This is a genomic window from Paraplanobispora siamensis, assembly GCF_016863175.1.
In the GTDB taxonomy this organism is placed as follows: Bacteria; Actinomycetota; Actinomycetes; order Streptosporangiales; family Streptosporangiaceae; genus Planobispora; species Planobispora siamensis.
In genome coordinates, this window is record NZ_BOOJ01000027.1 from 1 (window position 1) to 25,328 (window position 25,328).

Annotated in this window: 24 protein-coding genes and 1 pseudogene; 13 read left to right on the forward strand and 12 right to left on the reverse strand. The window is 73.2% G+C overall.

The window, feature by feature from the left end; all coding sequences use genetic code 11:
* The 3 genes and pseudogenes from Psi01_RS14430 to Psi01_RS14440 form a co-directional block, all read right to left on the reverse strand.
* A partial coding sequence (locus Psi01_RS14430) for a VOC family protein (RefSeq protein ID WP_204064516.1) occupies nt 1-365 on the reverse strand: 365 nt, incomplete at its 3' end.
* A 97-nt stretch (nt 366-462) separates the two neighbouring features.
* A pseudogene (locus Psi01_RS14435) lies at nt 463-799 on the reverse strand (mycothiol transferase).
* 139 nt (nt 800-938) lie between these two features.
* The gene (locus Psi01_RS14440; RefSeq protein ID WP_204064517.1) at nt 939-1,133 is read right to left on the reverse strand and encodes a hypothetical protein; all 195 of its coding nucleotides are present in this window, start codon (nt 1,131-1,133) and stop codon (nt 939-941) included.
* Between the two features lie 307 nt (nt 1,134-1,440).
* Between Psi01_RS14440 and Psi01_RS14445 the strand changes: the two genes are divergently transcribed.
* On the forward strand, nt 1,441-2,949 hold the full coding sequence (locus tag Psi01_RS14445) for a golvesin C-terminal-like domain-containing protein (protein WP_204064518.1): 1,509 nt from the start codon (nt 1,441-1,443) through the stop codon (nt 2,947-2,949).
* 72 nt (nt 2,950-3,021) lie between these two features.
* Here the strand turns inward: Psi01_RS14445 and Psi01_RS14450 are convergent, their stop codons facing one another.
* Nucleotides 3,022-3,927: a hypothetical protein gene (locus Psi01_RS14450; RefSeq protein WP_204064519.1), complete on the reverse strand. Its 906-nt coding sequence runs from the start codon at nt 3,925-3,927 to the stop codon at nt 3,022-3,024.
* Between the two features lie 121 nt (nt 3,928-4,048).
* On the opposite strand from Psi01_RS14450, the gene Psi01_RS14455 reads away from it, so the two are divergent.
* Nucleotides 4,049-4,843 (forward strand): maleylpyruvate isomerase family mycothiol-dependent enzyme, encoded by a 795-nt coding sequence (locus Psi01_RS14455; protein WP_239127656.1) that lies wholly within the window; start codon nt 4,049-4,051, stop codon nt 4,841-4,843.
* A 57-nt stretch (nt 4,844-4,900) separates the two neighbouring features.
* On the opposite strand, the gene Psi01_RS14460 is transcribed toward Psi01_RS14455, so the two are convergent.
* The 3 genes from Psi01_RS14460 to Psi01_RS14470 form a co-directional block, all read right to left on the reverse strand.
* Nucleotides 4,901-6,088, reverse strand: a complete 1,188-nt coding sequence (locus Psi01_RS14460) for an epoxide hydrolase family protein (RefSeq protein WP_204064520.1) — start codon at nt 6,086-6,088, stop codon at nt 4,901-4,903.
* Nucleotides 6,089-6,202: 114 nt separating this feature from the next.
* Nucleotides 6,203-7,159, reverse strand: coding sequence for a TIGR03885 family FMN-dependent LLM class oxidoreductase (locus Psi01_RS14465; RefSeq protein WP_204064521.1), 957 nt, complete (start codon nt 7,157-7,159; stop codon nt 6,203-6,205).
* Nucleotides 7,160-7,168: 9 nt separating this feature from the next.
* Nucleotides 7,169-8,188, reverse strand: a complete 1,020-nt coding sequence (locus tag Psi01_RS14470) for an SDR family NAD(P)-dependent oxidoreductase (RefSeq protein ID WP_204064522.1) — start codon at nt 8,186-8,188, stop codon at nt 7,169-7,171.
* An 81-nt stretch (nt 8,189-8,269) separates the two neighbouring features.
* On the opposite strand from Psi01_RS14470, the gene Psi01_RS14475 reads away from it, so the two are divergent.
* Nucleotides 8,270-8,872: a TetR/AcrR family transcriptional regulator gene (locus Psi01_RS14475; RefSeq protein WP_204064523.1), complete on the forward strand. Its 603-nt coding sequence runs from the start codon at nt 8,270-8,272 to the stop codon at nt 8,870-8,872.
* An 80-nt stretch (nt 8,873-8,952) separates the two neighbouring features.
* Here Psi01_RS14475 and Psi01_RS14480 read toward each other — a convergent pair whose 3' ends face one another.
* The gene (locus Psi01_RS14480) at nt 8,953-9,852 is read right to left on the reverse strand and encodes a universal stress protein (RefSeq protein ID WP_204064524.1); all 900 of its coding nucleotides are present in this window, start codon (nt 9,850-9,852) and stop codon (nt 8,953-8,955) included.
* Between the two features lie 184 nt (nt 9,853-10,036).
* On the opposite strand from Psi01_RS14480, the gene Psi01_RS14485 reads away from it, so the two are divergent.
* The gene (locus tag Psi01_RS14485) at nt 10,037-10,861 is read left to right on the forward strand and encodes a hypothetical protein (RefSeq protein ID WP_204064525.1); all 825 of its coding nucleotides are present in this window, start codon (nt 10,037-10,039) and stop codon (nt 10,859-10,861) included.
* Between the two features lie 41 nt (nt 10,862-10,902).
* On the opposite strand, the gene Psi01_RS14490 is transcribed toward Psi01_RS14485, so the two are convergent.
* The gene (locus Psi01_RS14490) at nt 10,903-11,844 is read right to left on the reverse strand and encodes a phosphoribulokinase (RefSeq protein WP_204064526.1); all 942 of its coding nucleotides are present in this window, start codon (nt 11,842-11,844) and stop codon (nt 10,903-10,905) included.
* Between the two features lie 130 nt (nt 11,845-11,974).
* Between Psi01_RS14490 and Psi01_RS14495 the strand changes: the two genes are divergently transcribed.
* Nucleotides 11,975-12,634 (forward strand): response regulator, encoded by a 660-nt coding sequence (locus Psi01_RS14495; RefSeq protein WP_204064527.1) that lies wholly within the window; start codon nt 11,975-11,977, stop codon nt 12,632-12,634.
* 40 nt (nt 12,635-12,674) lie between these two features.
* Nucleotides 12,675-13,961 carry a GAF domain-containing sensor histidine kinase gene (locus Psi01_RS14500; protein WP_239127658.1) on the forward strand — a complete coding sequence of 429 codons (1,287 nt, stop codon included), beginning with the start codon at nt 12,675-12,677 and terminating at the stop codon, nt 13,959-13,961.
* 53 nt (nt 13,962-14,014) lie between these two features.
* Here Psi01_RS14500 and Psi01_RS14505 read toward each other — a convergent pair whose 3' ends face one another.
* Complete coding sequence (locus Psi01_RS14505; RefSeq protein WP_204064528.1) at nt 14,015-14,422, reverse strand: RidA family protein; 408 nt, start codon at nt 14,420-14,422, stop codon at nt 14,015-14,017.
* A 98-nt stretch (nt 14,423-14,520) separates the two neighbouring features.
* On the opposite strand from Psi01_RS14505, the gene Psi01_RS14510 reads away from it, so the two are divergent.
* Nucleotides 14,521-15,171: a TetR/AcrR family transcriptional regulator gene (locus Psi01_RS14510; protein ID WP_204064529.1), complete on the forward strand. Its 651-nt coding sequence runs from the start codon at nt 14,521-14,523 to the stop codon at nt 15,169-15,171.
* Here Psi01_RS14510 and Psi01_RS14515 read toward each other — a convergent pair.
* Entirely contained in the window at nt 15,163-16,119 is a 957-nt protein-coding gene (locus Psi01_RS14515) for a LysR family transcriptional regulator (RefSeq protein ID WP_204064530.1), read from the reverse strand. The two genes, Psi01_RS14510 and Psi01_RS14515, sit on opposite strands and share 9 nt — an antisense overlap.
* A gap of 68 nt (nt 16,120-16,187) precedes the next feature.
* Between Psi01_RS14515 and Psi01_RS14520 the strand changes: the two genes are divergently transcribed.
* Complete coding sequence (locus tag Psi01_RS14520) at nt 16,188-17,615, forward strand: ribulose-bisphosphate carboxylase large subunit (RefSeq protein WP_204064531.1); 1,428 nt, start codon at nt 16,188-16,190, stop codon at nt 17,613-17,615.
* Nucleotides 17,612-17,968, forward strand: coding sequence for a ribulose bisphosphate carboxylase small subunit (locus tag Psi01_RS14525; RefSeq protein ID WP_204064532.1), 357 nt, complete (start codon nt 17,612-17,614; stop codon nt 17,966-17,968). Before Psi01_RS14520 ends, Psi01_RS14525 begins: the two co-directional genes overlap by 4 nt.
* 31 nt (nt 17,969-17,999) lie before the next feature.
* Here Psi01_RS14525 and Psi01_RS14530 read toward each other — a convergent pair whose 3' ends face one another.
* Entirely contained in the window at nt 18,000-18,866 is an 867-nt protein-coding gene (locus Psi01_RS14530) for an AraC family transcriptional regulator (RefSeq protein WP_204064533.1), read from the reverse strand.
* A 188-nt stretch (nt 18,867-19,054) separates the two neighbouring features.
* On the opposite strand from Psi01_RS14530, the gene Psi01_RS14535 reads away from it, so the two are divergent.
* The 4 genes from Psi01_RS14535 (at nt 19,055) to Psi01_RS14550 (ending at nt 25,162) form a co-directional block, all read left to right on the forward strand.
* Nucleotides 19,055-19,693 (forward strand): RNA polymerase sigma factor, encoded by a 639-nt coding sequence (locus Psi01_RS14535; RefSeq protein ID WP_307819235.1) that lies wholly within the window; start codon nt 19,055-19,057, stop codon nt 19,691-19,693.
* Nucleotides 19,686-20,951: a hypothetical protein gene (locus tag Psi01_RS14540; protein WP_204064534.1), complete on the forward strand. Its 1,266-nt coding sequence runs from the start codon at nt 19,686-19,688 to the stop codon at nt 20,949-20,951. The genes Psi01_RS14535 and Psi01_RS14540 overlap by 8 nt, the downstream gene beginning before the upstream one ends.
* A gap of 247 nt (nt 20,952-21,198) precedes the next feature.
* Nucleotides 21,199-22,839 (forward strand): heparinase II/III domain-containing protein, encoded by a 1,641-nt coding sequence (locus tag Psi01_RS14545; protein ID WP_239127660.1) that lies wholly within the window; start codon nt 21,199-21,201, stop codon nt 22,837-22,839.
* Nucleotides 22,840-22,942: 103 nt separating this feature from the next.
* Complete coding sequence (locus Psi01_RS14550) at nt 22,943-25,162, forward strand: DEAD/DEAH box helicase (RefSeq protein ID WP_239127662.1); 2,220 nt, start codon at nt 22,943-22,945, stop codon at nt 25,160-25,162.
* Nucleotides 25,163-25,328 lie beyond the last annotated feature (166 nt).

The following is a 25,328-nucleotide window of genomic DNA, read 5'->3' on the forward strand; positions in this document are numbered from 1 at the left end:
TGCTCGTTGAGCGTGCCGCTGGTATCCGGCAGGACGCAGAACGGCAGGCCCGCCGGGTCACGCATGATCCACCAGTGCTCCTCCACCTTCCGCACCCGCTCGGCGCCCAGCCGCTCCAGCCGGGCGACCTCCGCCTCCAGGTCGTCGGTGTGGATGTCGAGGTGGACCCTGGCCTGCCCCTCCCCCAGCCGCTGGACCAGCAGCGCGAACTCCTGCCCGTGCAGGTGGGCGCCGTGGTACTCGTTGTAGCGGTCGAACTGCTTCAGCGTCTCGCCGCTCGCCCCCTGCCAGAACTCCACCTCCCTGTCGTGCACCTCATCCGGAACGTCGATCACGACCTTGTAGAGCCTGCTGTGGTGCGGCACCCCGCGTCACCTCCGTCTGGCGGTCCGGTCCGAACCCGATCACGCAACCACAGCGGCCCCGCGCACCACAAGCGGTGCGCGCCCCGGACCCGGGCGGTCAGCCCATGGTCCTGGCGCCGTCCAGGGACTCGCGGATGATGTCGGCGTGCCCGGCGTGCTGGGCGGTCTCGGCGATGATGTGCAGCAGGACCCGGCGCACCGACCAGCGCGCGCCCGGCTCGAACCACGGCGCCCCCGGCCGCGAAGCGCATCCACTTCGCCTCCGTGCCGGCCACGTGCTTGATCAGACCGCCCAGGCACAGCTCGCTGGCGGTGGTGCGCAGCGCCGCCTCCTCGTCGGTCAGGCCCCGAACCGTCTGACGCAGGAAGCCCCGGTGCCTGGCCAGCGCCCGCAGCAGGTCGGCGCGCTCGCCGTTCATGCTCGTCCCGTCCATGGTCGTGCCACCTCTCGATGTCGTCCGACCGCGTCAGAGTAAATCCGCCCGGCGGCGTTTCCCGTGGGCCGGGACGATCACGGCCGGGTCTTCTCACGATGGACGACGACGTCGGCCCCACGGCCCGGATAGGCCATGATCAGCAAACGCTGCGTGCGGTTCTCCTCGCCCTTCCAGGGCATCCAGTCGAGGTGGACGCGGATCCGGTAGTCGCCGCCAGGTCGTTCCCGTGCAGCCGGTCGAGCAGGCCGTCCTCGAAGGGGTCGCTGTCGTCGTCGGTCAGCTCGTACGCCTCCAGGACGCCGTAGTCGGTCCACACCGGTTCACGGATCACCGAGATCGACTCCGGCCTGATCCGGGGCCGGCGCCGGGGCGCCTCGGCACAGTGGCGCCGCTCGGCGGCCCGGGAGGATACACCGCCTCCGTCACGGCTCCGGACTCCCGCACCGCTCCCGCGCCGCGGCTTCATCCCCGGATCCCGCCGAGAGCACCTGGTCACAGCGGACTTTCTTATTGGAACGAAACATCCGTACCGGAGTGATCGGAAAATTTCCTTCATACCGGTGATTGCAAATCACCCCAATACGCCCCATGGACTCCTTTACCGTGCTGCACTCACCCCCCGGACAAGGAGACCCTCGATGACGTTCGCCCTGAAGCGGCCTGCGGCCCTCGTCGCCTGCGCCCTCGCGGCCTTCCTCGCGTCGGCCGGTCTACCGGCCGCGGCCGAGCCGGATCCGCCCCTGCCGGCGGCGTTCGAGCGCGCCGCGACCGAGTACGACATCCCCCGCGACCTGCTCGCCACCCTCGCCTACGCCGAGACCCGTCTCGACGACCACGGCGACGAGCCCAGCGTGAGCGGCGGCTACGGCATGATGCACCTGGTCAGCAACCCCACCACGCACGCGCTGGAGAAGGCCGCCGAGATCACCGGATTGCCGGTGGAGAAGCTGCGCGCGGACACCGGGTCGAACATCCTCGGCGGAGCGGCGGTCCTGCGCGCCCACGCCGACGGGCTGGGTCTCGACGAAACCGCCAGGAAGGACATCGGCCGCTGGTACGAGGCCGTGGCGCGGTACGGCAACCCCTCCTCCGCCGAGACCGCCCGCCTCTACGCCGACGCCGTCTACGAGCTGCTCGGCACCGGGTTCAGCGCCCGCGGCGTTACGGTCGCGCCGCGGCAGGTCACCGCCGACCGCGGTGAGTACGCCCAGGCCCGCGACCTCGGCGCGATGGCCGCCCCCGGCGCCGAGTACCCGTCCGCGTCCTGGGTGGCGGCGAGGTCGAGCAACTACACCGTCGCCAACCGACCGGCGAGCCGGAAGATCGACCGGGTGATCATCCACGTCACCCAGGGGTCCTACGCGGGCGCCATCTCCTGGTTCCAGAACCCCGGCGCCAAGGTCTCGGCGCACTACGTGATCAAGTCCTCCAACGGCGCCGTCACCCAGATGGTGCGCCACAAGGACGTCGCCTGGCACGCGGGCAACCGGGACTACAACCACCGCTCCATCGGCATCGAGCACGAGGGCTACGTCAACAACGCCGCGTGGTTCACCGACGCGATGTACCGTTCCTCCGCCGCGCTGACCCGCCACCTGTGCGACAAGTACGGCATCCCGAAGGACCGCGCGCACATCATCGGCCACAACCAGGTTCCCGGCGCGACGCACACCGACCCGGGCCCGAAGTGGAACTGGACCACGTTCATGAAGTACGTCACCGGCGGGAGCACGCCGACGTGGTCGACCACCGCGGACAACACCACCGCCGGCCGGTTCACCGCCAGCGCGAACTGGGGCACCTCCACCTACTCCGCCCAGCGCCTCGGGCCCGACTACCGGTTCGCGGCCCCGGCCACCACCCCCGACCCCGCCTGGTACAAGGCGATCATCCCCAGCGCGGGCACCTACCGGGTCGAGGTCCGCTATCCGGCGCACTCGGGATACAACAGCGCGGCGCCGTACCTCGTGGTGACCGCGAACGGGACCAAGACGATCTACGTCGACCAGCGCGCGGGCGGCGGGGTCTGGCGCAGCCTCGGGACGTTCTCGCTCAAGGCGGGGGCGTACGACGTCGTGGGCGTCAGCCGGCAGACCTCCGGCACCGGCTACGTGATCGCCGACGCCGTCCGCATCAGCCGCGGCTGACGCCCGTACGGCCCGCGCCCGTCCCCGCGAACCCCGGGCGGAGGCGCGGGCCGTACGGAGACCCGGTGGCGGTCACGGCTCGGTCTTCCGGCGGTGGACGACGACGCCGTCCCCGCGCCCCGGATAGGCCATGATCAGCAGCCGTTGCGTGCCGTGCTTCTCCTCCTCCGGTAGGGGAGGCGTGATGTCCTCCCCGTGCTCCCCGGTCGCCGACTGGGCGCGCAGGCAGTCGTCCCGGGAGGTGAACGGGCCGCGCGCGTGGTCGGCCGCCGGGAACGCCAGGAGCGGCACGACCGTCGCGGCGACCGGCAGCAGCCACCGCCCGAACGGGACCCTGAACCGGACCGGCCTGCGCTCGCGCCGCGGTACGGCCCGCGCGGGCGGGTTCGTGAGATCGCGGGCCGAGCGGGCCAGCCACACCATTTGCAGGGCGTCCGGTACGGCGGTGAGCCAGACGAGACCGGAGCTCTGGAAATAGGCGATGCCGAAGGCGGAGACGACGGCGGACCGCAGCAGGACGACGACGAACGGCGCCGCCACGGAGGCCGCTCCCGACCACACGGTGGTCCCGCTCCACCTGCCGTCCCGGGTCTGGGCCACGAGGATCAGCACCAGCCAGAGCAGCCAGGGCCACCCCTGGAGTTCGACGGCGTCGAAGAACCACGCGGCGGATTGGGCGTCGAACGCCTCGGACGCCTCCTCGCCGAGCGCGCCTGCCGCGCCGACCGTCCCGGCCACGAGCAGGACGATCCGCAACGCACGGGGTACGCCGTCCAGCATCCCGTGGAACAGCACCACCAGAGCGAGCCACCCGAGAGCCCAGGCCATGTCCACCCACCAGGGCGACGGGAGGCGGAGCAGACCGGGCGTCTGGAGGACCGCGTTGGCGTAGAGCGCCACCCGCAACCGGCGCCCCCGCCCGTCCGGTTCCCCGGGCCGTGCGGAACGGTGCCGGCGGATGGAGTGGAGGAGACGCACGTGGACTTTCCCGGGGGCATGAGGGGCTTGCCGAACAAATCGCCCAACCCTAGCGAGCCGTCCCCTCCAAGTCGATCATCTCCCCCTGTGTCCGGCGGCTCTCCTCTGCGACAATTCGCCCGTGGAGATCAAGGAGCACCTGTCCTCGCTTCAGGACGCGGGGGTACGGCTGGCCGCGGCGGCCGAGCGGGCCGGGGTGGACGCCCCGGTGCCCACCTGCCCCGGCTGGCGGGTACGGGACCTGCTGGAACACCTCGGCGGCGTGCACCGCTGGGCCGCGGCCTACGTCGCCACCGGCAGGACGGAGCCGTTCACCGACGAGGAGGAGGCGGTGTTCTTCACCGCCCCGGACGACGCCGGGCTGGTCGGCTGGTTCCGCGAGGGCCACGCCGCGCTGGTGCGGACCCTGCGGGAGGCCGACCCCGGGGTGACGTGCTGGGCCTTCCTGCGCGCGCCCTCCCCGCTGGCGTTCTGGGCGCGCCGTCAGGCCCACGAGACCATGATCCACATGATCGACGCCGAGGCCGCCGCGGCCGCGTCGTCCGGGGGCGCGGCCCCGGGCTCCGACCCCATGGCGCGGGCGGTCGCCTCGTTCACCCCCGCCTTCGCCGCCGACGGCGTCGACGAGCTCTTCGACGGCTTCCTCCCCCGGCGCCGCGGGCGGCTGGTCGCCGACCCGCCGATCAGCCTGGCCGTACGCGCCACCGACCACCCGACCGCCTGGACCATCCGGGTGGAGCCGGACGGCCGGGCCGTCACCTCCGGCGCGCACGACGCCGACTGCGTCGTCTCCGGACCCGCGCGAGAGCTGTACCTCATGCTGTGGAACCGCGGGGGCGCCGAGGCCCTCGACGTGCGGGGCGACCGGAGCGTGCTGGACCTGTGGCGGGAGAAGGCCGTGATCGTCTGGAGCTGACGGGCCCCGCCCCGGACCGGCGGACCGGTGGCGGGCCGGTCAGCGGTGGCGGGCCGGTCAGCGGTGGCGGCGGAAGAACTTCCGGATGTCCCCGGTGAGCAGGTCGGGGGTCTCCATCGCGGGGAAGTGCCCGCCGCGGTCGTACTCCGACCAGTGCTCGATCCGGCCCTGCGGGTCCATCAGGCTCCGGATGCCGGTGTCCCCGGCGAAGACCGCCACGCCCGTCGGCGGCCCCGGCCGCTCGCCGCCGGGCGGCTCCTCCCCGTGCCGGGCGGCCATCTCCCGCCAGGCCTGCATGCCCTCGTAGGTCGCGTGGGCCGAGGAGGCGCCCGAGCCGGTGAACCAGAAGACGCTGACGGCGGTGAGCAGGTGGTCGATGTCGACCGCCTCCTCCGGCAGCTTCGCCGCGGGGTCGGTCCACTCCTGGAACTTCTCGACGATCCAGGCGAGCTGGCCGACCGGCGAGTCGTTCAGCGAGTAGGCCAGCGTCTGCGGGCGGGTCGACTGCAGGTGCAGGTAGCCCAGCCCCCCGGCCCGGAACGCGTTGAACCGCTCTCCCCGCTCCCGGTCGGCCCCGGACAGCGCGTCCAGCTCCACCGGGGGTCCGAACGGCATCGCCGCCGTCGTGCCGGTCACGTGCACGCCGGTCACGCGCTCGGCGTCGATCACGGAGAGCATCGCCGCCACGCCGGAGCCGACGTCGGTGCCCTGGACGGCGTACCGGCCGTAGTCCAGCCTGCGCATCAGCTCCGCCCAGGCCCCGGCGACGCGGAACAGGTTGCCCCATCCCGCCTGCCGCACCGGCGTGGAGAACCCGTAGCCCGGCAGGGACGGGACGACCAGGTGGAAGGCGTCCGCCGGGTCGCCGCCGTGCGCGCGGGGATCGGACAGCGGGCCGAGCACCTTCAGGAACTCCACCGGCGAGCTCGGCCACCCGTGGATGAGCAGCAGCGGCAGCGCGTCCGGCTCGGGCGAGCGCACGTGCAGGAAGTGGATGTCCTGGCCGTCGACGGTGGTGACGAACTGCGGGATCTCGTTCAGCGCGGCCTCCCGCTCCCGCCAGTCGAACCCGTGGGCCCAGCGCTCGGCCAGGCCCTTGAGGTAGTCCACCGGCACGCCCCGGCTCCACCCGGTCCCGGCCGGCCCCTGCGGCCAGCGGGTGCGGGCGAGCCGGTCCTTCAGGTCGTGGAGGTCGGCCTGGGGGATCGCGATGCGGAACGGGCGGATCTCGGTGTCATCGTTCATATGAGGAAAGCTACGAACCAATGCGGAAAGGTCGCTTCCTGATTCTCGAACGATCACCGAAGACCGCCGGCCGGCCGTCGCGGGTCCCGTACGGCCCGCCGGAGGTGGGCGGCCTCACCGCAGCTGGGGCAGCACCTTGGCGCCGAAGGCGTCGAGGAACGCGCTCTGCTCCTGGCCGACGTGGTGCAGGTAGATCTCCTCGAAGCCCAGCTCCGCGTACTCGTTCAGCCGGGCGGCGTGCCATCCCAGGTCGGAGGAGACGTTGACCACCTCGGTGACCGCGGACGGCTGCACGTTCTCGGAGACCACGTCGAACAGCTCGGCCGTGTCGAGGTCCCAGCAGACCGGCGGGCGGAAGACGTTGCTGCGCCACTGCTCGTGGGCGATGGCCGTCGCCGTGTCGTCGTCCTCGGCCCAGCTCAGGTGGACCTGCAGCGCCAGCCGCCCCCGGCCGCCCGCGTCCCGGTAGGCGGCGGAGACCTCGCGCAGCGTCTCGACCGGCGCGTTCACCGTGATCAGGCCGTCGGCCCACTCCGCGCACCACCGCGCCGTCTCGACGCTGACCGCCGCCCCGATCAGCTTCGGCGGGGTCTGCGGCCGGGTCCACAGCCGGGCCCGGTCCACGGTCACCAGGCCGTCGTGGCTGACCTCCTCCCCGGCCAGCAGCGCCCGGATGATGTCGACGCACTCGCGCAGCCGCGCCGTGCGTACGGCCTTGCGCGGCCAGCGGTCCCCGGTGATGTGCTCGTTGCTCGCCTCCCCGGTGCCCAGGGCGGCCCAGAACCGGTCGGGGAACATCGCGCCGAGGGTGCCGATCGCCTGGGCGATGATCGCCGGGTGGTAGCGCTGGCCGGGCGCGTTGACCACGCCGAACGGCAGCTTCGTGGCCTGCATCGCCGCTCCCAGCCAGGACCAGGCGAAGGCCGACTGGCCCTGCCGCGCGCTCCAGGGGGAGAAGTGGTCCGACGACATCGCCGCGGTGAAGCCCGCCTGCTCGGCCTGGACAACCGCCTTCAGCAGCTCGGCCGGATGGATCTGCTCGTGTGAGGAATGGAAGCCGTAGGTCGCCATGCCTTCCGGCTACCCGCCAGACGGCCTCCCAGACGCGGAGACCGTGCCGGGTCCCGCCTCCCGGTCCAGCAGAGCGTTGATCATCTCCTGGAGCCCGGCGCGTCCGGTGGTGCCGAGCGCGCCGGTCAGGGCACGGGCGAGCTCGTCGAAGGGATCGTCCACCGGTAGCTCCTTCACCTTCTCCGCCAGTTCCTCCACGCTCCACAGTCCGTCCTTGTGGATGCGGCCGCCGAGGGACCAGCCGTGGTTGACCGCGACCGTGCCTCCCCGCACCGACAGCACCTGGCCGGTGAACGGGCACGCCGGACTGGCCAGGTAGGCGGCCACGGGGGCGACGGCGGCCGGGTGCAGGGGGTCGAACCCGGTCGCCGACGGTTCCCGGCTCATGCCGGGGACGCCGAGGGTGAGCCTGGTACGGGCCATCGACGGCGAGACGCAGTTGACCCGCACGCCGTGCCGGCCCAGCTCGAGGGCGGCCACGACGGTCAGCGCCGCGATCCCTGCGTTGCCCGCCGCGTAGGAGGCCTGGGCGGGCAGCGGGTTGAGCAGCCCGGAGCCGGAGGAGGTGTTGACGACGGCCCGGTCGGCGCGGACCCCCGCCCGGAACCGGTCGCGCCAGTAACGGGCGGCCCAGCGCGTCACCGCGAAGGTGCCCTTCAGCTTGACGGCCAGGACCTCGTCGAAGTCCTCCTCCGACAGGTCGGCCAGGCCCGCGTTCCGTTCGATGGTCGCGTTGTTGACCACGACGTGCAGGTCGCCGAAGGCCCGCAGGGCCGTCTCCACCATGCGGCGGGCGCCGTCCCAGTCGGCGACGCTGTCGGTGCTGGCCACGGCCCGCCCGCCGCGGGCGGTGATCTCCTCCACGACCTCCGCCGCCACCCCGGCGTCGCCGCCCGTTCCGTCGACGGCGACGCCGGGGTCGTTGACGACGACCTCGGCGCCCTCGGCGGCGAAGAACAACGCCTCCTCCCGCCCGATGCCGCGCCCCGCTCCGGTGATGAGGACGACGCGTCCGTCCAGGCTTCCCATGATGACCACCCTTCGTTGAATGCACTCAGTGCATTAATACATAATATGCATTCATGCGGAAGGTGCAGTAAGCTGACCGGCATGGTGGAGAAGCAGGGACTGCGGGAGCGCAAGAAGCAGCGCACCCGGCAGGCGCTGATCGAGGCGGCGGTACGCCTGTTCCAGGACAGGGGCTACGAGCACGTGACCGTGGCCGAGATCGCCGAGGCCGCGGAGGTGGCCCCGCGCACCTTCTTCCTCCACTTCCAGGCCAAGGAGGACGTGCTCCTGGCCGACGCCGACGTGCGCGTCGACCTGGCGCTGCAGGCGATCGCCGAGCGCGGCGCCGGGGAAGGGCTGCCCGAGGTGCTGACGCGGGCGATGGACCGGATGATCGCCGACACCTGGGAGCGCGACCTGCCCAGCGGGCTCGCGACGCTCCGGGCGCGGCTGGCGGCCTCGGAGCCGGTGCTGCAGGCCCGGCTGCTGCAGCGCTACCTCACCGCGCAGGCCGAGCTGGCCCGGACGCTGCAGCGGGCCTTCCCCGACAGACTCGACACGATCACCGCCTCGGCCCTGGTCGGCGCGGTGGTGGGCGCGGTCGGCGCGGCCTCGCTGACCGCGCTGCGGCGCGGCGACGGACCCGACGAGGTGCGCGACGCCATGCGGCAGGCCGTGGCCCTGGTGGCACGGTCCGTCACCTGACCGGTGACCGTGCGCGACCGCGTGCGGCCTGGCGGACCGCGGAGGCCGGAGGCACGGTCAGGCGGGCCGCGGAGGCGCGGTCAGGCGGGCTGTTCGTCCTCGATCCTGGCGGCGTCGACCCGCGATCCGACCACGGCCACCGGGCAGTGGGCGTGGTGCAGGACCCCGTGGCTCACCGAGCCCAGGACGAACCCGGCGAGCACGCCCCTGCCCCGCGACCCGACGACGACCAGATCCGCCGCCTCCGAGGCGTCGATGAGCGCCTGCACCGGATGACCGTTCACCACCTGGTGGACGACCTCCAGCTCCGGGTGGCTCAGCGTGACGGTGCCCACCGCCTCGTCCAGGATGCGGGTCCAGGCCCCCTCGATCTCGCCCAGCTCGGTGAGCAGCGCGGGCATCGTCTCGGCGGCCGGGGTGGCCAGGTTCCACGCCAGGATCGCCCGCAGCCGCGCCCCGCGCAGAGACGCCTCGGCGGCGGCGAACCTGAGCGCCCCCGTGCTCTCCGGCGAGCCGTCCACCCCGACGACCACCTCGTCGAACGTCTTGTGCGGCTCCACCGGCCCGCGTACCACCACCACCGGGCAGGGGGAGCGCGAGACGACCTTCAGGGCCACCGACCCCAGCAGCAGGCCGGAGATCCGGCCCGTGCCCCGCGAGGCGACGACGAGCAGTTCCGCCGCCTCCGCCTCGGCGATCAGCACCGCGGCGGGATCGCCGGTCATCACGGCGTCCACGACCTCCACGTACGGCGCGCACTCCCGCGCGTGCGCCACGGAGCGGGCGACGAGATCGCGCCCGCCCTCCAGCAGCCACTGCCGCACCTCCTCGATCCCCGCCTCCGCCGGGGAGTGCAGCCATGTGTACACGGCGTGCACCACACGCAGGGGAAGGCCCCGGCGCGAGGCCTCGCGCGCCGCCCACTCCACGGCCCGCAGGCCGTCCGCGGACCCGTCCACTCCCACCACCACATGTGTCATGTGATGGCCCATACCCAGCCGGATACCCGCCATCCCAGGTCGTCCACGACCGCGGGCGCGCACCGTGCCGCCCCCGGAGGCACCCGTAATCCGGATGCAACCGGCGTGAAAGCGATCTCCGCTTCTCTTACGCCGTCACGATGACACGACGTACACATGGGACTGGAGAACCTCGATGGGACCGATGAAGAGGATTGGTCTGGGCGTCTCGGCCGGCGGTGCCGCCCTGCTCGTCGCGGGGGTCACCGGGATGACCATGTGGCCCATGCCCGGCTGGGCGGTGCCGGCCTTCGTCTCGGGGATGATCCTGCTGATGTCGGGATCGTTCGCGGCGGCGTGGTCCTTCCACAACGCGGCCTTCGGCCAGGCGATGTCCGTGTTCGAGGCGCAGGCGGGCCCCGGGCTCAAGGGAGTCTTCAGCATGGCGCAGGAGATGGCCCGGGGGAACGACGACCTGCTCGCCTCCGGGACCTCCGCGACCGCCGTGGTGATCTCGATGACGGACACCGGGGTGACCGTGAACGGCCTGCCCCTGGTCGCCTTCGAGCTGGAGGTGCACCGCGACGGCGCGGTGCCCTACCGCCTCGCGCACCGCGAGACCCTTCCCCGGCTGCTGGTGGGGGCCGTGCTGCCCGGCGCCCTGCTGTCCGTGCGGATCGACCCGGACGCCCCGCACCGGGTGGCGGTCGACTGGAGCCGCGCGCCGGGGTACGGCGCCCCGGAGCCCGGTGAGCACCTGTCCGCGGCCGAGCTGATCGCCCGGGGCCTGCCGGGCGCCGCCACGGTGCTGGGCACCTTCTCCATGGACGGCATGACCGCCGACAACGGCGACCCGATCGTGGGGTTCGTGCTGCGGGTGACCCCGGACGACGGGCGCGCGCCGTACGAGGTGCGGATCGGCCACCGCGTGCCCGTGGCCCACCTGCACCGGACCCTGCCGGGCACCTCCCTTCCCGTGCGGATCGCCGCGGAGGACCCTCAGAAGCTGGCGATCGACTGGGACGCGTGAGACCGGGCCGGGTGATCGGGACGGTCACCCGTCCGGCCGGGTCACTCGTCGGGCAGGCGCCACACGCCCGCGCGGATCAGGTGGTGCAGCAGGATGAGCTGGGTGATCCGCAGGGGTTCGTTGCGTGAGCCGTCCTCCATGAGACCGAGGCAGACGGGCAGCGGCTCGGGCACGCCCAGGTCGTGCCAGATCGCCTTGGCCACGACGTCGGCCTCCAGCGGGTCGGCGTACCCGTGGATGTGCAGGGCGTCCACCGGCCCGCCGTCGGAGTCGCGGGTGAGCTTGAGATGGACCGCCGAGGTGGTCGCCCTGGACAGGATCTGGGCGAAGTTCGGGTGCCGGATCGTGGGCCGGAGCAGCAGCGTCGCCGACAGCGACCGGTTCTCGCGGCCCTCGATCCGCTCGAAGCGGACCACGATGTCCGCCTCGCGCTGCTGGGGGCGGACGAAGGCCGCCGAGTCCGCCTCGCGTCTGGCCAGCTCGGTCAGCACCTGCTCCCGCGTGTAGCCGCGCTGCCGGATGTCCCTGGTGATCTTCCACTCGCGCCTGATCGGCTCCGGCGGATCGAGATAGACCGTCACGTCGAAACAGGCCCTGGCCAGCTTGGTGTGGAGCGGGAGCAGCCCTTCCACGATCACCAGATCGCGCGGTTCGACCAGGCGGGGCCGTACCAGGGAGCCGTCGCGGTGGTCGTAGACGGGTTTGAGGATCGGCTGGCCCATGGCCAGCAGCTGCAGGTGCTGCTCCATGATCTGCACGTGGTTGCAGGCGGGGTGGAGCGGGGTGAGCGGCAGCCCGCCGCGTTCCTCCCGGTCGTAGCGGTGGTAGTCGTCCACGCAGACCGCGGTGCTCCGGTCCGCTCCCAGCGCCTCGGTCAGGCCGCGCGTGATGGTCGTCTTCCCCGCCGCGCTGTCACCGGCGATCGCCAGCATGGCGGGCCGCAACGACTCTGCCCGGCGCATCCGCATCAGCTTGTGAGGCATCGGCTGTCTCACTTCCGCAAGGTGGGGGGCGTCACCCGGACGGTATGTCGCGATCCGGTAACCGCCCTCCCCCATCCGGGGGAGGTACCGGGGGATCCTTAAACGCCAGCATTTTTCGTACCTTTGGCGCATGAGGAGTCCGCCGCTCCGGCTGCTGACCGTCGACGACCACGAGATGGTCCACGACGGCCTGCGGGCCATGCTGGGGTCCTACCGGGACCAGGTGCAGATCGTCGCGGAGGCCCGTGACACCGACGGGGCCGTCAAGGCGGTCATGGCCCATGAGCCCGACCTGGTCCTGCTCGACGTACGGCTGCGCGGTGAGAGCGGCCTGGACGCCTGCGCGCGGATCCTGCGCGCCCGGCCCGGCTGCCTGGTCGTCTTCATGACCGTCTACGACGACGAGCAGTACGTCTACCAGGCCCTGCGGCTCGGCGCCTCCGGGTTCCTGCTCAAGGACGTGACCGGCGCGGAGCTGGTCGGCGCTCTGACCAGGATCGCCGCCGGCGAGGTGCTGATCGCCCCGATGCTGGCCGGCCGCATCGCCCTGTCGGCCGCCCGCCTGCACGCCGGGGAGTTCTGGCCGGGGGCCCACCTCGGCCTCACCCAGCGCGAGAGCGAGGTCCTGGCCCTGATGGTGTCGGGCCTGACCAACAAGGGCATCGCGGCCCGCCTGACGGTCAGCGAGGAGACCGTCAAGAGCCACACCCGCGGCATCTACCGCAAGCTCGGCGTCAACGACCGGGTCACGGCGGTGGCCACCGCCCTGCGCGAGGGGGTGTTCCGCTGAGCGGCCCGGGAGCGGGACGCCCGTGCGGGGCGGGGCCCCGGTGAGCCGCCTCGGGCTGACGGATCCCGAGCGGGAGGCCAGGCTGCTCTCCCGGATCATCGAGACGATCTCCACCGGGCTCGACCTGGGGGAGATCGTCCAGGGCGTGGCCGCGCTGGTGACCGAGACGACCGAGACCGACATCTGCTTCGTCCACCTCCTCGACGACACCGGCCGGCGGCTCGTCCTGCGCGGCGCCACCCCGCCCTTCGACGAGCTGGCCGGGCGGATCGAGCTGGACCTGGGCGAGGGCGTGGCCGGCTGGGTGGCGGCCTACGGCAGGCCGGTGGTCATCGACGACGACAAGCTCTCCGACCCCCGCTACAAGTACATCCCCGAGCTGCGGGGCGAGGACTTCACCTCGATGTGCTCGGTCCCGATCGCCACCCGGCCCGGCCACCTGGTCGGCGTGCTCAACGTCCACACCCGGGCCCGCCGGGTGTTCAGCTACGCCGACGTCGAGCTCCTGCACTCCGTGGGCGGCCTGATCGCCGGGACCATCGAGAACGCCCGCCTGCACCGGCGCCTGGCCGAACGCGAGGAGGCGATGGAGCGCTTCGCCGAGCGCGTCGTCCTCGCCCAGGAGGCCGAACGGCGCCGCCTCGCCGGGGAGATCCACGACGGGATCAGCCAGCGCATCGTCAGCCTGTCCTACCACCTGTCCGCCGCCCTGGACGTGCTCACACCGCGGCCCGCGCAGGAGGGGGACCGGCTCACGGAAGCCACGGAAGCCACGGGAGGCGCGGAGGCGGCGGAGGACGGGCCGGGCGCCGCAGGAGGCGGGTCGAGCGCCGCGGCGGTGGAGCAGATCAGGCGGGCGCGGCTGCTGGCCGAGGACGCGCTGGCCGAGACCAGGTCCGCCATCGAGGGCCTGCGTCCCCCGGTGCTCGACGACCTCGGCCTGCCCGCCAGCCTGGCCAGCCTGGCCCGGTCCTTCCCGCAGCTGACGGTCGAGGTGGACCTGACCCCCGTACGCCTGCCGGAGCACGTCGAGACCGCGATCTACCGGGTCGCCCAGGAGGCCCTGTCCAACGTGGCCAGGCACTCAGGCGCCCGGTCCGCCGTGATCAGCCTGGCCGTGCGGAACGACGAGATCGAGCTGGAGATCGAGGACGACGGCGTCGGCTTCGACCCCTCCCGCCCGGCCAGGCCTCCCGCCTCCACCGGCTACGGCCTGGGCGGCATGCGCGAGCGCGCCGAGCTGCTCGGCGGGCGTCTGGAGGTGCACAGCCACCGGGGCTCGGGCACCCTGCTCCGGGTCGTCATCCCGGTGAAGGGCGCCCCCTGACCGTCGGGCGGCCCGGGCCAGTCGAGCCGTCCTGGTCAGTCGAGCCGTCCTGGTCAGTCGACGACCGCGGTGGCCTCGACCTCGACCAGCAGGTCGGGCTCGCCCAGCGCCGCGACGCCCAGGAGAGTGATCGGCTTGACCGGGTCGACGCCCATCTTCGCCGCCGCCCGCGCGACGCCCTCTCCCAGCAGCGGCATCTTGTCCGGCGTCCAGTCGACGACGTAGACGGTCAGCTTGGCCACGTCGTCGAAGGACGCGCCGATCCCGGCCAGGGCGGTGCCGATGTTGAGGTAGGCCTGCTCGACCTGGGCGGCCAGGTCTCCTCCGCCGACCGGCCGCCCCTCGGCGTCGCGGGCCACCTGGCCCGCCAGGAACACCAGTTTGGACCCGGTGGCGATCGACAGCTGACGGTAGACCTCGGGCTTCGGCAGTCCGTCGGGGTTGACCAGCTTCACGGTCATGTCCGCTCCTCGGTTCGGCTCGGTTCGGCGCAGGCGGTCGGGCACCGCAGGCGGTTCGGCACTCCTCAAAACATAGCAACGTTATGTATTGTGGCGCCATGGTGAGGGTGAAGGATCCCGCGGTCCGCTCGCTGCTGATCGACCGGGCCGCGCAGACGCTCGCCGCCCGGGAGCCGGTCACACTCCGCTCGCTGGTGGCCGGGACCGGCGTCTCGACCATGGCCGTCTACACCTACTTCGGCGGCATGGACGGCCTGTGGAAGGCCGTGCGCCAGGAGGGGTTCACCCGCCTGGCGGTCCGGCTCGCCGAGGTCTCGCCGTCGGCGGATCCGGTGCGCGACCTGGCCGCCCTCGGCGCCGCGTACCTGTCCAACGCCCTGGCCGTCCCCGATCTCTACCGGGTCATGTTCGACGCCGCGTTCGACCTGGAGGACGCCGCCGCCGCGGACGACACGCTGCACTGCCTGGTCCGCGGCGTCGAACGGGCCACGGCCTCCGGCCGCTTCCGCGACGACGTCGACCCGCTGGAGCTGGCCACCCAGAGCTGGACCGTCGGCCACGGGCTGGCCTCACTGGTCGCGACCGGCCCGCTGCCCCGCCAGGCGCTCGCCCACGGCGTGCCGCTGCTGACCGCCCTGTTCACCGACGCGGGCGACGACCCCGTACGGTGCCGCCGGTCGGTCGAACGCGGCTGGCACGATCTGCTGCCCGATCACGGCTCCGGGCCCTCCGGGGCCGCCTCAGGCTGAGGCGGCCCGCCAGCCGCTGCTCCGGACGTGCTCGACCAGGAGCCGGGTGGTGGCCGGGAGCGGCCCCCGGTGGGCGATCAGGTGCCAGTCGCGCCGGATCGGCGTCAGCGGTGTGCGGATCTCCACCATGTCCCCGGTCATGGCGTCGCGGGACAGGAGGGTGACGCCGAGACCGGCCCGGACGGACGCGCGGACGGCGGCGTTGGAGCCGATCGTCAGGGTCCGGGGGGTGATGCCGAGCCCTTCCAGGAGGGCCTCGGTGGTGGCCCGGGTGCCGGAGCCGGGCTCGCGCAGCAGCCAGGTCCGCCGGCCCAGCCACCGCACGGGGTCCGCGCCCCCGGGGCCGCCCGCCGTACCCCCGGATCCCGGCTTCCCCGCCGCGCCGCTCTCCGGGTTCTCCGGCACGGCGTTCTCCGGCGCCGTGCCCTCCGACGTGACCACCGTCAGCTCGTTGCGCCGTACGGCGAGCACCGCGATCCCCTCGAACGCCCCGGACTCCGGGGGACGCCCGCCGAACACCAGGTCCACCTCGTGCGCGGCCAGCAGGGCGTGCACCCGCTCCCGGTTGCCCACCTCCAGAGTGATCCCCGCCCCCGGATGGCGGGCCCGGAACCCGGCCAGCAACGACGGCAGCAGTTCCTCGCCCGCAGTGGTCACCGCCGCCACCCTGACCCGGCCCCGCCCGGGGTCGGCCTCGCCCGCGGCGGCCGTACGGGCCTCCTCCAGCAGGCCGAGCACGCGCCGTACGTATCCGGCGTACACCTCGCCCGCCTCGGTGAGCCGCAGCCCGCGTCCCGCGGGCCGTACCAGCTGAAGGCCCAGGGACCTCTGCAGGGCCACGAGCGCGGCCGAGACCGCCGACTGGGTGACGTACAGCCGCTGGGCGGCGGCGCGCACGGAGCCGGTCTCGGCCACCGCCAGGAAGGTGCGCAGCTGGGTGAGTGTCAAGGCTTTCCTTGATGGTCCTCGGCGGATTCTCCATAGACGGTTTCACGGAACGCGCCGACCGTGAAGGCATGGCACACAACCGTTTGAGCACCGGGGTCGTCCCCTACGCCGAGCTGGGTTACTACGACCCGGACTACGTCCCGAAGGACACCGACGTCCTGGCCGCCTTCCGCATCACCCCGCAGCCGGGCGTGACGCCCGAGGAGGCCGCAGCCGCGGTCGCGGGCGAGTCGTCCACCGCCACGTGGACGGTGGTGTGGACCGACCGGCTGACCGACTACCGGCACTACCAGGCCAAGGCCTACCGGGTCGACCGGGTTCGGGACGACGAGTACGTCGCCTACGTCGCCTACGACATCGACCTGTTCGAGGAGGGCTCGATCCCCAACCTCACCTCCTCGATCATCGGCAACGTCTTCGGGTTCAAGGCGGTCAGGGCGCTGCGCCTGGAGGACATGCGGATCCCGCTGGCCTACGTCAAGACCTTCCAGGGCCCGCCGCACGGGATCGTGATGGAGCGGGAACTGCTCGGCAAGTACGGCAGGCCGCTGCTCGGCGCGACCGTCAAGCCGAAGCTGGGCCTGTCGGCGCGCAACTACGGCAGGGTCGTCTACGAGGCGCTGCGCGGCGGCCTCGACTTCACCAAGGACGACGAGAACATCAACTCCCAGCCGTTCATGCGCTGGCGCGACCGCTTCCTGTTCGTCAGCGAGGCCGTGCGCAAAGCCGAGGAGCGCACCGGCGAGATCAAGGGCCACTACCTGAACTGCACCGCGGCCACGATGGAGCAGATGTACGAGCGGGCCGAGACGGCCAGGGAGCTCGGCAGCCCGATCATCATGATCGACCTGACCGTGGGGTTCACCGCGATGGGCTCCATGGCGAAGTGGGCGCGCGACAACGGCGTGCTGCTGCACCTGCACCGGGCCGGGCACTCGACCTACACCCGGCAGAAGAACCACGGCGTGAGCTTCCGGGTGGTCGCCAAGTGGTGCCGCCTGCTCGGCGTCGACCACATCCACGCCGGGACCGTGGTCGGCAAGCTCGAAGGCGACGTCTCGGCCACCCGCGGCTACTACACCACCTGCCGGGCCGCCGCCCACGGCATCGGCGACGGCCTGCTGTTCGACCAGGACTACGGCTCGATGCCCGGGGTGATGCCGGTCGCCTCCGGCGGCATCCACGCCGGGCAGATGCACATGCTCGTCCACCACCTGGGCGAGGACGTGGTCCTGCAGTTCGGCGGCGGCACCATCGGCCACCCCATGGGGGTCGCCGCCGGGGCCACCGGCAACCGGGTCGCGCTGGAGGCCGTGGTCAAGGCCCGCAACGAGGGCCGCGACCTCGCCGCCGAGGGACCGGACATCCTGCGGTCGGCCGCCAAGCACTCCCCCGAGCTGGCCGCCGCCCTCGACACCTGGGGAGCGGTCGAGTTCGACTACGCCTCCACCGACGTCCCCGACCCCGCCACCCCCGGTGAGGAGCCCGTCCGATGACCTCCCCCACGCCTCCCTCCCCGGCGGCCCCGCCGCCCCGGATCACCCAGGGAGCCTTCTCCTACCTCCCCGACCTCACCGACGACGAGATCACCGCCCAGCTGGCCTGCGCGACGGACCGGGGCTACGCGGTCGCGGTCGAGCACACCGACGATCCCCGGCCGCGCAACACCTTCTGGGAGATGTACGGCATGCCGATGTTCGACCTCGACGATCCCGCCCACGCCCTCCGGAAGGTCCTGGCCTGCCGCGCGGACCACCCCGCGGACCACATCCGGGTCACGGCCTACGACTCCCGCCTGGGCCGCCAGAGCACCGCCCTGAGCTTCATCGTCCACCGCGGCGGCTCCTGACCCCCGCCGGCGGGCCCGGTCCCGTCCGGGATCACTTCCCGGCGGGCTCCACCGGGATCCAGATCTCGGACTCCGCCTCCTTGCCGTCCGGCGAGAGCCGCGTGCGCGAGATCTCGGGGCCGGGCCTGCTCCGGTACGGGTTGGAGGGGAACCACTGCGTGAACACGTCCCGCCAGAGGTACTGGACCGCCTGCGGGAACGGCCCCGAGCTCTCGAAGACCGCCCACGTCCCCGCCGGGACGGCGCGGCTGTCCATGCCCTCGGGCACCTCGGCACCGGTCACCACGGCGTGGTAGTAGTCCAGCTCCGTGCCCTCCGCACGGCTGCCGGCGAGGTTGTCGCTCACGTTGACGATCCCGCGGGGCTCCTGGTCGGAGAGGCTCTCCAGGAGCCGCAGGGTCTCCTGGTCGATGCTCCGGATGAAGGCGACGATCGCCGGATTCATCCCCTCGTGGACGAGGGGGACGCGTGCCTTCCTGCCCACCAGGCGGAACTCCTCTTTCTCCACGATCCGATATCGCATGCCGCTGCTCCCTTCGACGATGAGGCGGAAGGACATCCGCGGCTGGGCGTACAGCGCCGCGCCGCGCCGCCGGGCCTCGCCGGGGCCGACTCCGTGCACGGCGCGGAAGGCGCGGGCGAACGCCTCGCCCGAGCCGTAGCCGTGGCGCAGCGCGATGTCGAGCAGCGTCTCCTCGCCCGCGAGGACCTCCGCCCCGGCCACGGTGAGCCGCCTGCGGCGGATGTACTCCGAGAGCGGCATCCCGGCCAGCGCGGAGAACAGCCGCCGGAAGTGGTACTCCGAGGTGACGGCGATCCGCGCCAGCTCGGCCGTCTCGATCTGCCCATCGAGATGCTGCTCGATGTACTCCATGGCCCTGTTCAGCCGTTCCAGCACTCGGTCCTCCCGTGCACCCACGCTAGGCGAGCCCCATCCCACCGGGCCCGACATTCCGTGCCCGGAACGGTCGGGTCGGCGACTCCCCGGCGCCGCGGCGGGGCGTCGTGAAAGTGATCCGGCGGATCGGGTGATAAGAGACGACCGCCGTTCGCTTTCGAGAGGGTGTCCATGACGGGGAGACCATCGTGACCGCGCTGTCCCGGGCCGGGCAGGGCGTGCAGGCCCGGCAGGACACGGGGGCCGGGGAGGCCGGGGAGGATTTCATGGCCGGGTTCGGCTCGCTCGACGATCCCGAGCGGTTCGGCGCGGTCTTCGACGGCTACTTCGGGGAGATCCACCGCTATGTCGCCCAGCGGCTCGGGCCCGACCACGCGGAGGACATCGTCGCCGAGACCTTCCTGACCGCCTTCCGCAAGCGGGCGTCCTACGATCCGGCCCGCGCGAGCGTGCGGGCGTGGCTGTACGGCATCGCCACCAACCTCGTCGGCAGGCACCGCCGCGTCGAGGTGCGCACCCTGCGGGCGCTCGGGCGCCACGGCCCGGACGCCGACGCCCCCGGGCACGAGGAGCGCGTCACCGCGCGGGTCAGCGCGGAGAGCCTGCGGCCGAGCCTGGCGGCGGCCGTGGCGGGGCTCGACCGGCGGGAGCGCGACGTGGTGCTGCTGGTGGCCCTGGCCGGGCTGAGCCACGAGGAGATCGCCACGGCCCTGGACATCCCGTACGGCACCGTCGGCTCCCGGCTGAACCGGGCCAGGAAGAAGCTGCGCGCCGCGCTGGGCGGCAGCAACCCGATGCTCGACCCGGAGGAGGCCGCCCGTGGATGAGGTCGAGGCCCTCCGCGAACTGTACGGCGAGCCGCAGGCCGACCCGTTCCTCAAGGCCAGGGTGAGGGCCAAGGTGCGCGCCCGGGTGGAGGCCGGATCCCTGCGGCGGCGCCGTCCACGACTGCCGTGGGCGCCGGCCGTGGCCGGGCTCGCCGCAGTGGCCGCGGCGGTGGCGGTGGCGGTGGCGGCCGTGGTCCCGGGAACTGCCGGGGCGCCGGGGACCGGGGCCGCGGGACCGCAGGCCCCCGGGTCGCGGGCACCGGGATCACAGCTCCCGGGATCGCAGGTCCCGGAGTCACGGGCGCCGGTCACGACGGTCTCCGGGCGGTCGGTCCTGCTCGCGGCGGCGAGCACGGCCGCGTCCGAGCCCGCGGCGGGCGGAGCGTACTGGCGGGTCAGGAAGCTGTACCGGGAGACGCACCCGGAGCGGCTCGGGCGGGGCGCCAACCGCTACTGGCTGGTGGAGTCGCGCCTCACCGAGCAGTGGGTCGCCGGGGACGGCCGGGTCTGGTCGGGCTCCCGGACGCTGGGGGCGCAGCCGCGGAGCGCGGCCGACGAGGCGGCCTGGCGGCGTGACGGCTCCCCTGCCACCTGGTCGAGCCAGGGGTCCGTGCTGTCGACGGCCCCGCAGAGGGGACGGCTCGAGGCGGCGACCGGCAGGGTGCCGTTCAGCATGGCGGGCCGCGAGCTGACCTTCGAGCAGATCCAGGCGCTCCCGTCCGACGCCGCGGCGCTGAGGGACTGGGTGAGCGCGGTGGTACGTCAGGAGGCCGCGACGGCCGGGACCGCGGACGACGGCACGGAGAACCCGGAGGACACGGCGGGCACGGAGAACACGGCGAGTCCGAAGAACACGGCCGGCCCGGGGAACACGGCCGGCCCGGAGGACACGGCGGGCCCGGGGGACCTCGCGTCCGGGGCGCTCGACGGGATGGTCGCCGACGCGCTCAGCGGTCTGTTGTGGAGCAAGCCGTCGCCGCCGGCCGTGCGGGCGGCGGCCTACCGGGCCCTGGCGGACCTGCCGAACGTCCGTTATCTGGGCGAGACCTCCGACGAGCGGGGCCGCCGGGGGGTGGCGTTCTCCTTCGACCTGCGCGCCGGCGGGGCCGTGCGCAGGACGCTGATCATCGATCCCCGGGACTCCCAGGTGCTGTCCTCCACCCTCACCGGCCTGCCGGGGAGCACGGGCGACCGGGTCGAGGTGGTCCTGTCGGCGGGCTGGACGGACGACGAACCGGCCCCTCCCGGTCTCCCGTGAACCCTCTCCGGCCTTCCGCGCCCCTCCCGGACCGCTGGTAACGCCTCCCCCAGCCCCTCTCCGGACCCTTCCCCGGCCCCTCGCCGGGTGATCTTCCGGTCCGCCCGGACCGAATCTGTCCGCGCGGACCTCCACGGGCCCTCCGCCGCCCCCCGCACGCCGTTCCTCAGGCGCCCCGTGCCCGGGTGACCCATGCCCGCGACCGGTGAGCGCCCGAGCCCTCCACGCCTCCGATTGGAGCAAGTGCTTGTTCAAAAACATCGCCACGCTGCTCGCCCCCCTCACCGGTCGGGCGGGGCGGCCCGCCGTACCTCCTTTCCCGGCCGGCGACGGACCCGCGATCTGCGTGGCCGGGGGCTTCCCCGCGGTCAAGGCGGACGAGATCATGCGGGGCCGGGTCGCGTTCGCCGGGCTCCCGCCCGTGGAGCTGGGCACCGGGGACGTCGACTGGCGGACAGACCCGCACCAGAGCCGGTCCTGGGCGCTCAACCTGCACGCGCTGCGCTGGACGGTGAGCCTGGTGACGGAGTACGAGCGCACGGGGAACCGGGAGTTCCTCGACCGGGCCGCCGCGATCGCCGCGGACTGGGTGCGGAGCAACCCCCTCGGCGGGAAGGGCGTCAGTCCCTGGGCCTGGGCCGAGCACCCGGTCGCGCTGCGCGCCCCGGCGCTGGTGTGCCTCAGCGCGCACGTCCGGGCCGCCTGGCTGCGTGACAGCCTCGTACGGCACGGCGAGATCCTGGCCGACCCGGCGCGGTACAGGCAGGGGCACAACCACGGCCTCGACCAGGACGTCGCGCTGCTGACCGTCGGCTGCCGCCTCGGTCACGCGGCCTGGAGGGACCTGGCGATCCGGCGGATGGCCGAATCGGCGGAGATCTCCATCGACGCGCAGGGCGTGCTGCACGAGCAGGCCCCGCGCTACGGCCTCTACGTCCACCGGCGGCTCGGCGTGGCGCTGGAGACGATCGAGCGGTGCGGGGCCGCGGTCCCGCCCGGTCTCGCCGCCCGGCGCCGGTCGCTGGAGGCCTACATCTGCCACGCCACCCAGCCCGACGGCCGCCTGGTCCCGATCGGCGACAGCCCGGCCGACACCCGCCCGCCGCACCTGCCGCGCCCGCAGGACACCGTCAAGGTCTTCGACGCCGGATACGTCTTCGGCAGGACCGCCTGGGACGACCCGGACTCGGCGTACTACTCGATCAGGTTCGGCCCCGGCCGCAGGCTCCACGGCCACGAGGACCACCTGGGCGTCACCTACCGGGCCCAGGGCCGGGGCATCCTGGTGGAGGCGGGCTTCCACTCCTACGAGCGCACGCCGTACCGGGAGTGGACGATCTCCCCGGAGGCGCACAACGTCCCCGTCGTGGTGGGCGCGGGCTTCCGGGAGGGTACGGCGACGCGTCTGGTGGGCTCGTCCGTCGCCGCGGACCGGCAGTGCTACCGGCTCACCGACGACGCCTACGGCGTCGGCCGCACCCGCACCGTCCTGGTCGGCCACGGCGCCGACCTGATGGCCGTGCTCGACGCGGTCCCGGCCGGATCGGCGCTGCGCAGCCTGTGGCACTTCGCCCCGTCGCTCACCGTGGCCGGCGGGCACGACGGCCGGGTGGTGCTGGCCGACGGGGACTGGCGGGTGACCCTGGCCCAGCTCGCCTTCCCCTCGGGCCTGCCGGTCGGCGGCCAGGCGGTGGAGCACCGGGAGATCGCGACCGGGCACCTCAGGACGGCGCGGGCGGCGACGGTGCTCTCCCCTCCGGCGCGGGCCGTGCTGACCCTCATCGTCCCCGGCGCGGGCGACCCGGAGATCACCTGCTCCGGCGGTACGGTGACCGTCCGCACCTCCGGCGGCCCGGTCTCCTTCCCCCTCTCGCTCGACGGGTCGTGACGACCCTGATCGTGATGGCCATATCGCCACGTTTCACCACTCGCAGGGGCCCGATCGGTAACATTTTCGAATGTCCGGCCGGCGGGCGGAGAAGGGGTGTGGCGTGGACGCGACCGTGCACAGGACCGACCCACTCGCGCCCCGCCAGGTCAGAGCCCTGCTGTCGAAGGCCGACGCGCTGCTGGCCGCGGCCCGCGGGTTGCTGGACGACGACGAGCGGGCCCGCGCCGCGGTGCGCGAGGCGGTGGCGGAGCTGCGGGTGAACCGGGCCCGGGACGAGCTCGGCTCGATCCCCGTCGCGCGGCTGAAGGACGTCACCGGGGGGCGGCTGCGGCTGGGGGCCCTGGAGCAGGCGGGTTACGGGACGGTCCTGCGCGTGCTGGACGCCACGCCGTACGAGCTCCACCTTCTGCCGGGAGTCGGGGCGCACACCGCCGGTCAGGTGCACGCCGCCGCCCGGCAGATCGCGCGGGCCGCGCGGGAGACCGTCGCCGTCCGGATCGACCCCGACCGGCGCGACCCCGAGACCTCCGCGCTGCTGGTCGCCCTGTACCGCCTGGTGGTCGCGGGCCCCGATCTGGCCCGCGCGCGGGAGGGCGCCGGAGCGCTCGGCAAGAGGCTGCTCCCGCTCCTTCCCCAGGCGCGGCCCGCGGGCGGGCGGCTGCGGATGCTGCTCTCCGGCGGGAAGGCCCGGCAGCGGGCCCGCGAGGCCGTCTCCCAGATCAGGGCCGTGCTCGACGAGGCGCGGGAGGCCGAGCTCGAACTGCTCCTCGCCCAGGCCACCACGGACCTGCTGCGCCCCCTGCCCTCCGAGGACGAGGCGTGGATCGACTTCGAGCTGCGCGCCCCCGAGTACTACGGCGTCCTCGGCGAGATCGCCGTCTCCGAGCCCGACCACGCCGCCTCCGAGGGCTTCCTGCCCGACGACATCGCCTCGCGGGTCAAGGCGCAGGAGCTCGACGACACCCATCTGCGGGTCTCCCTGCGCGGCTACCAGTCCTTCGGCGCCCGTTTCGCGCTCGTCCAGCGCCGGGTGATCCTGGGCGACGAGATGGGGCTCGGCAAGACCGTGCAGGCCATCGCGGCCATGGCGCACCTTCGGGCCCGCGGCGCGACGCACTTCCTGGTGGCCTGCCCGGCCAGCGTCCTGATCAACTGGCTGCGGGAGATCGAGAACCGCAGCGGACTGCGGGCCTACCCCGTGCACGGCCCCGACCGCCTCATGGCCCTGGCCGAGTGGATCCGCACCGGCGGCGTCGCCGTGACCACGATCGACACCCTGCACCGCCTGGAGGTCCCGGCGGACGTCGCGGTCGCGATGGTCGTGGTCGACGAGGCGCACTACGTCAAGAACCCGCAGACCCGCAGGTCCCGCGCCGTCGCCGCCTGGTGCGGGCGCGTCGACCGGGTGCTCTTCCTGACCGGCACCCCGATGGAGAACCGCGTCGCGGAGTTCCGCAACCTGGTCGACCACCTGCGGCCCGGCCTGCTGTCCGATGTCCAGCGCAACAACACCCTGACGGGCCCCCGGACGTTCCGGCGCACCGTCGCCCCGGTCTACCTGCGCCGCAACCAGCAGGACGTCCTCACCGAGCTGCCCGACCTGGTCGAGGTGGAGGAGTGGGAGGAGTTCAGCGCGGCGGACCTGGCCGCCTACCGCGAGGCCGTGGCCGCGGGGAACTTCATGGCGATGCGCCGCGCCGCCTACGCCGTGCCCGAGAAGTCGGCCAAGCTGCAGCGGCTGCGCGAGCTCGTGGCCGAGGCGGCGGCCAACGGCCTGAAGGTCGTGGTCTTCTCCCACTTCCGCGACGTCCTGACCGTCGTCGGCCAGGCGCTCGGCGGGCGGGCGCACGGGCCGATCGCCGGGGACGTCACCCCCGCCGGGCGGCAGCAGATCATCGACGAGTTCACCTCCGTGTCCGGGCACGCGGTGCTGCTCGGCCAGATCCAGGCGGGCGGGATCGGCCTCAACCTCCAGGCCGCCTCCGTCGTGATCCTGTGCGAGCCCCAGGTCAAGCCGACCATCGAGAGCCAGGCGGTGGCCCGGGCCCACCGCATGGGCCAGGTCCGCAAGGTCCAGGTGCACCGCCTGCTGGTGGCCGACAGCGTCGACCAGCGCATGCTGGAGATCCTCGGCGCCAAGACCCGCCTGTTCGACGACTACGCCCGCCACAGCGACGTCGCCGCCGCCACCCCCGACGCCGTGGACATCTCCGAGCAGTCCCTGGCCCGCCGGATCGTCCAGGAGGAGCAGGAACGCCTCTCCCTGCCGTCCCCTCCGGCTTCCCCCGCGCGGGACTCGGTGCACGATCTCCACCCTTGACGCGCTCTCCGCTCTGAAGACCGGAGCACCGGCCCGCGTTCCGACAGCCGTATCGGGTGTGCCGTAAGGCCCCGGCCGGTGACGTCACGCCGCCGGAGGTCCCCGTTACTTACCCGTGCCCTCACCAGGGCCGGAGCTCACCTGTCAGAGATCCGGCTTGACAGAT

What these genes read in the sequence shown, in the direction of transcription:
- Psi01_RS14470 (WP_204064522.1), bottom strand. Translation starts at nt 8,188, where the DNA reads ATGGGAAGCCTGGACGGACGCGTCGTCCTCATCACCGGAGCGGGGCGC.
- Psi01_RS14465 (WP_204064521.1), bottom strand. Translation starts at nt 7,159, where the DNA reads ATGGCGACCTACGGCTTCCATTCCTCACACGAGCAGATCCATCCGGCC.
- Psi01_RS14485 (WP_204064525.1), top strand. Translation starts at nt 10,037, where the DNA reads ATGAAGAGGATTGGTCTGGGCGTCTCGGCCGGCGGTGCCGCCCTGCTC.
- Psi01_RS14445 (WP_204064518.1), top strand. Translation starts at nt 1,441, where the DNA reads ATGACGTTCGCCCTGAAGCGGCCTGCGGCCCTCGTCGCCTGCGCCCTC.
- Psi01_RS14475 (WP_204064523.1), top strand. Translation starts at nt 8,270, where the DNA reads ATGGTGGAGAAGCAGGGACTGCGGGAGCGCAAGAAGCAGCGCACCCGG.
- Psi01_RS14495 (WP_204064527.1), top strand. Translation starts at nt 11,975, where the DNA reads ATGAGGAGTCCGCCGCTCCGGCTGCTGACCGTCGACGACCACGAGATG.
- Psi01_RS14520 (WP_204064531.1), top strand. Translation starts at nt 16,188, where the DNA reads ATGGCACACAACCGTTTGAGCACCGGGGTCGTCCCCTACGCCGAGCTG.
- Psi01_RS14480 (WP_204064524.1), bottom strand. Translation starts at nt 9,852, where the DNA reads ATGACACATGTGGTGGTGGGAGTGGACGGGTCCGCGGACGGCCTGCGG.
- Psi01_RS14510 (WP_204064529.1), top strand. Translation starts at nt 14,521, where the DNA reads ATGGTGAGGGTGAAGGATCCCGCGGTCCGCTCGCTGCTGATCGACCGG.
- Psi01_RS14460 (WP_204064520.1), bottom strand. Translation starts at nt 6,088, where the DNA reads ATGAACGATGACACCGAGATCCGCCCGTTCCGCATCGCGATCCCCCAG.
- Psi01_RS14505 (WP_204064528.1), bottom strand. Translation starts at nt 14,422, where the DNA reads ATGACCGTGAAGCTGGTCAACCCCGACGGACTGCCGAAGCCCGAGGTC.
- Psi01_RS14490 (WP_204064526.1), bottom strand. Translation starts at nt 11,844, where the DNA reads ATGCCTCACAAGCTGATGCGGATGCGCCGGGCAGAGTCGTTGCGGCCC.
- Psi01_RS14525 (WP_204064532.1), top strand. Translation starts at nt 17,612, where the DNA reads ATGACCTCCCCCACGCCTCCCTCCCCGGCGGCCCCGCCGCCCCGGATC.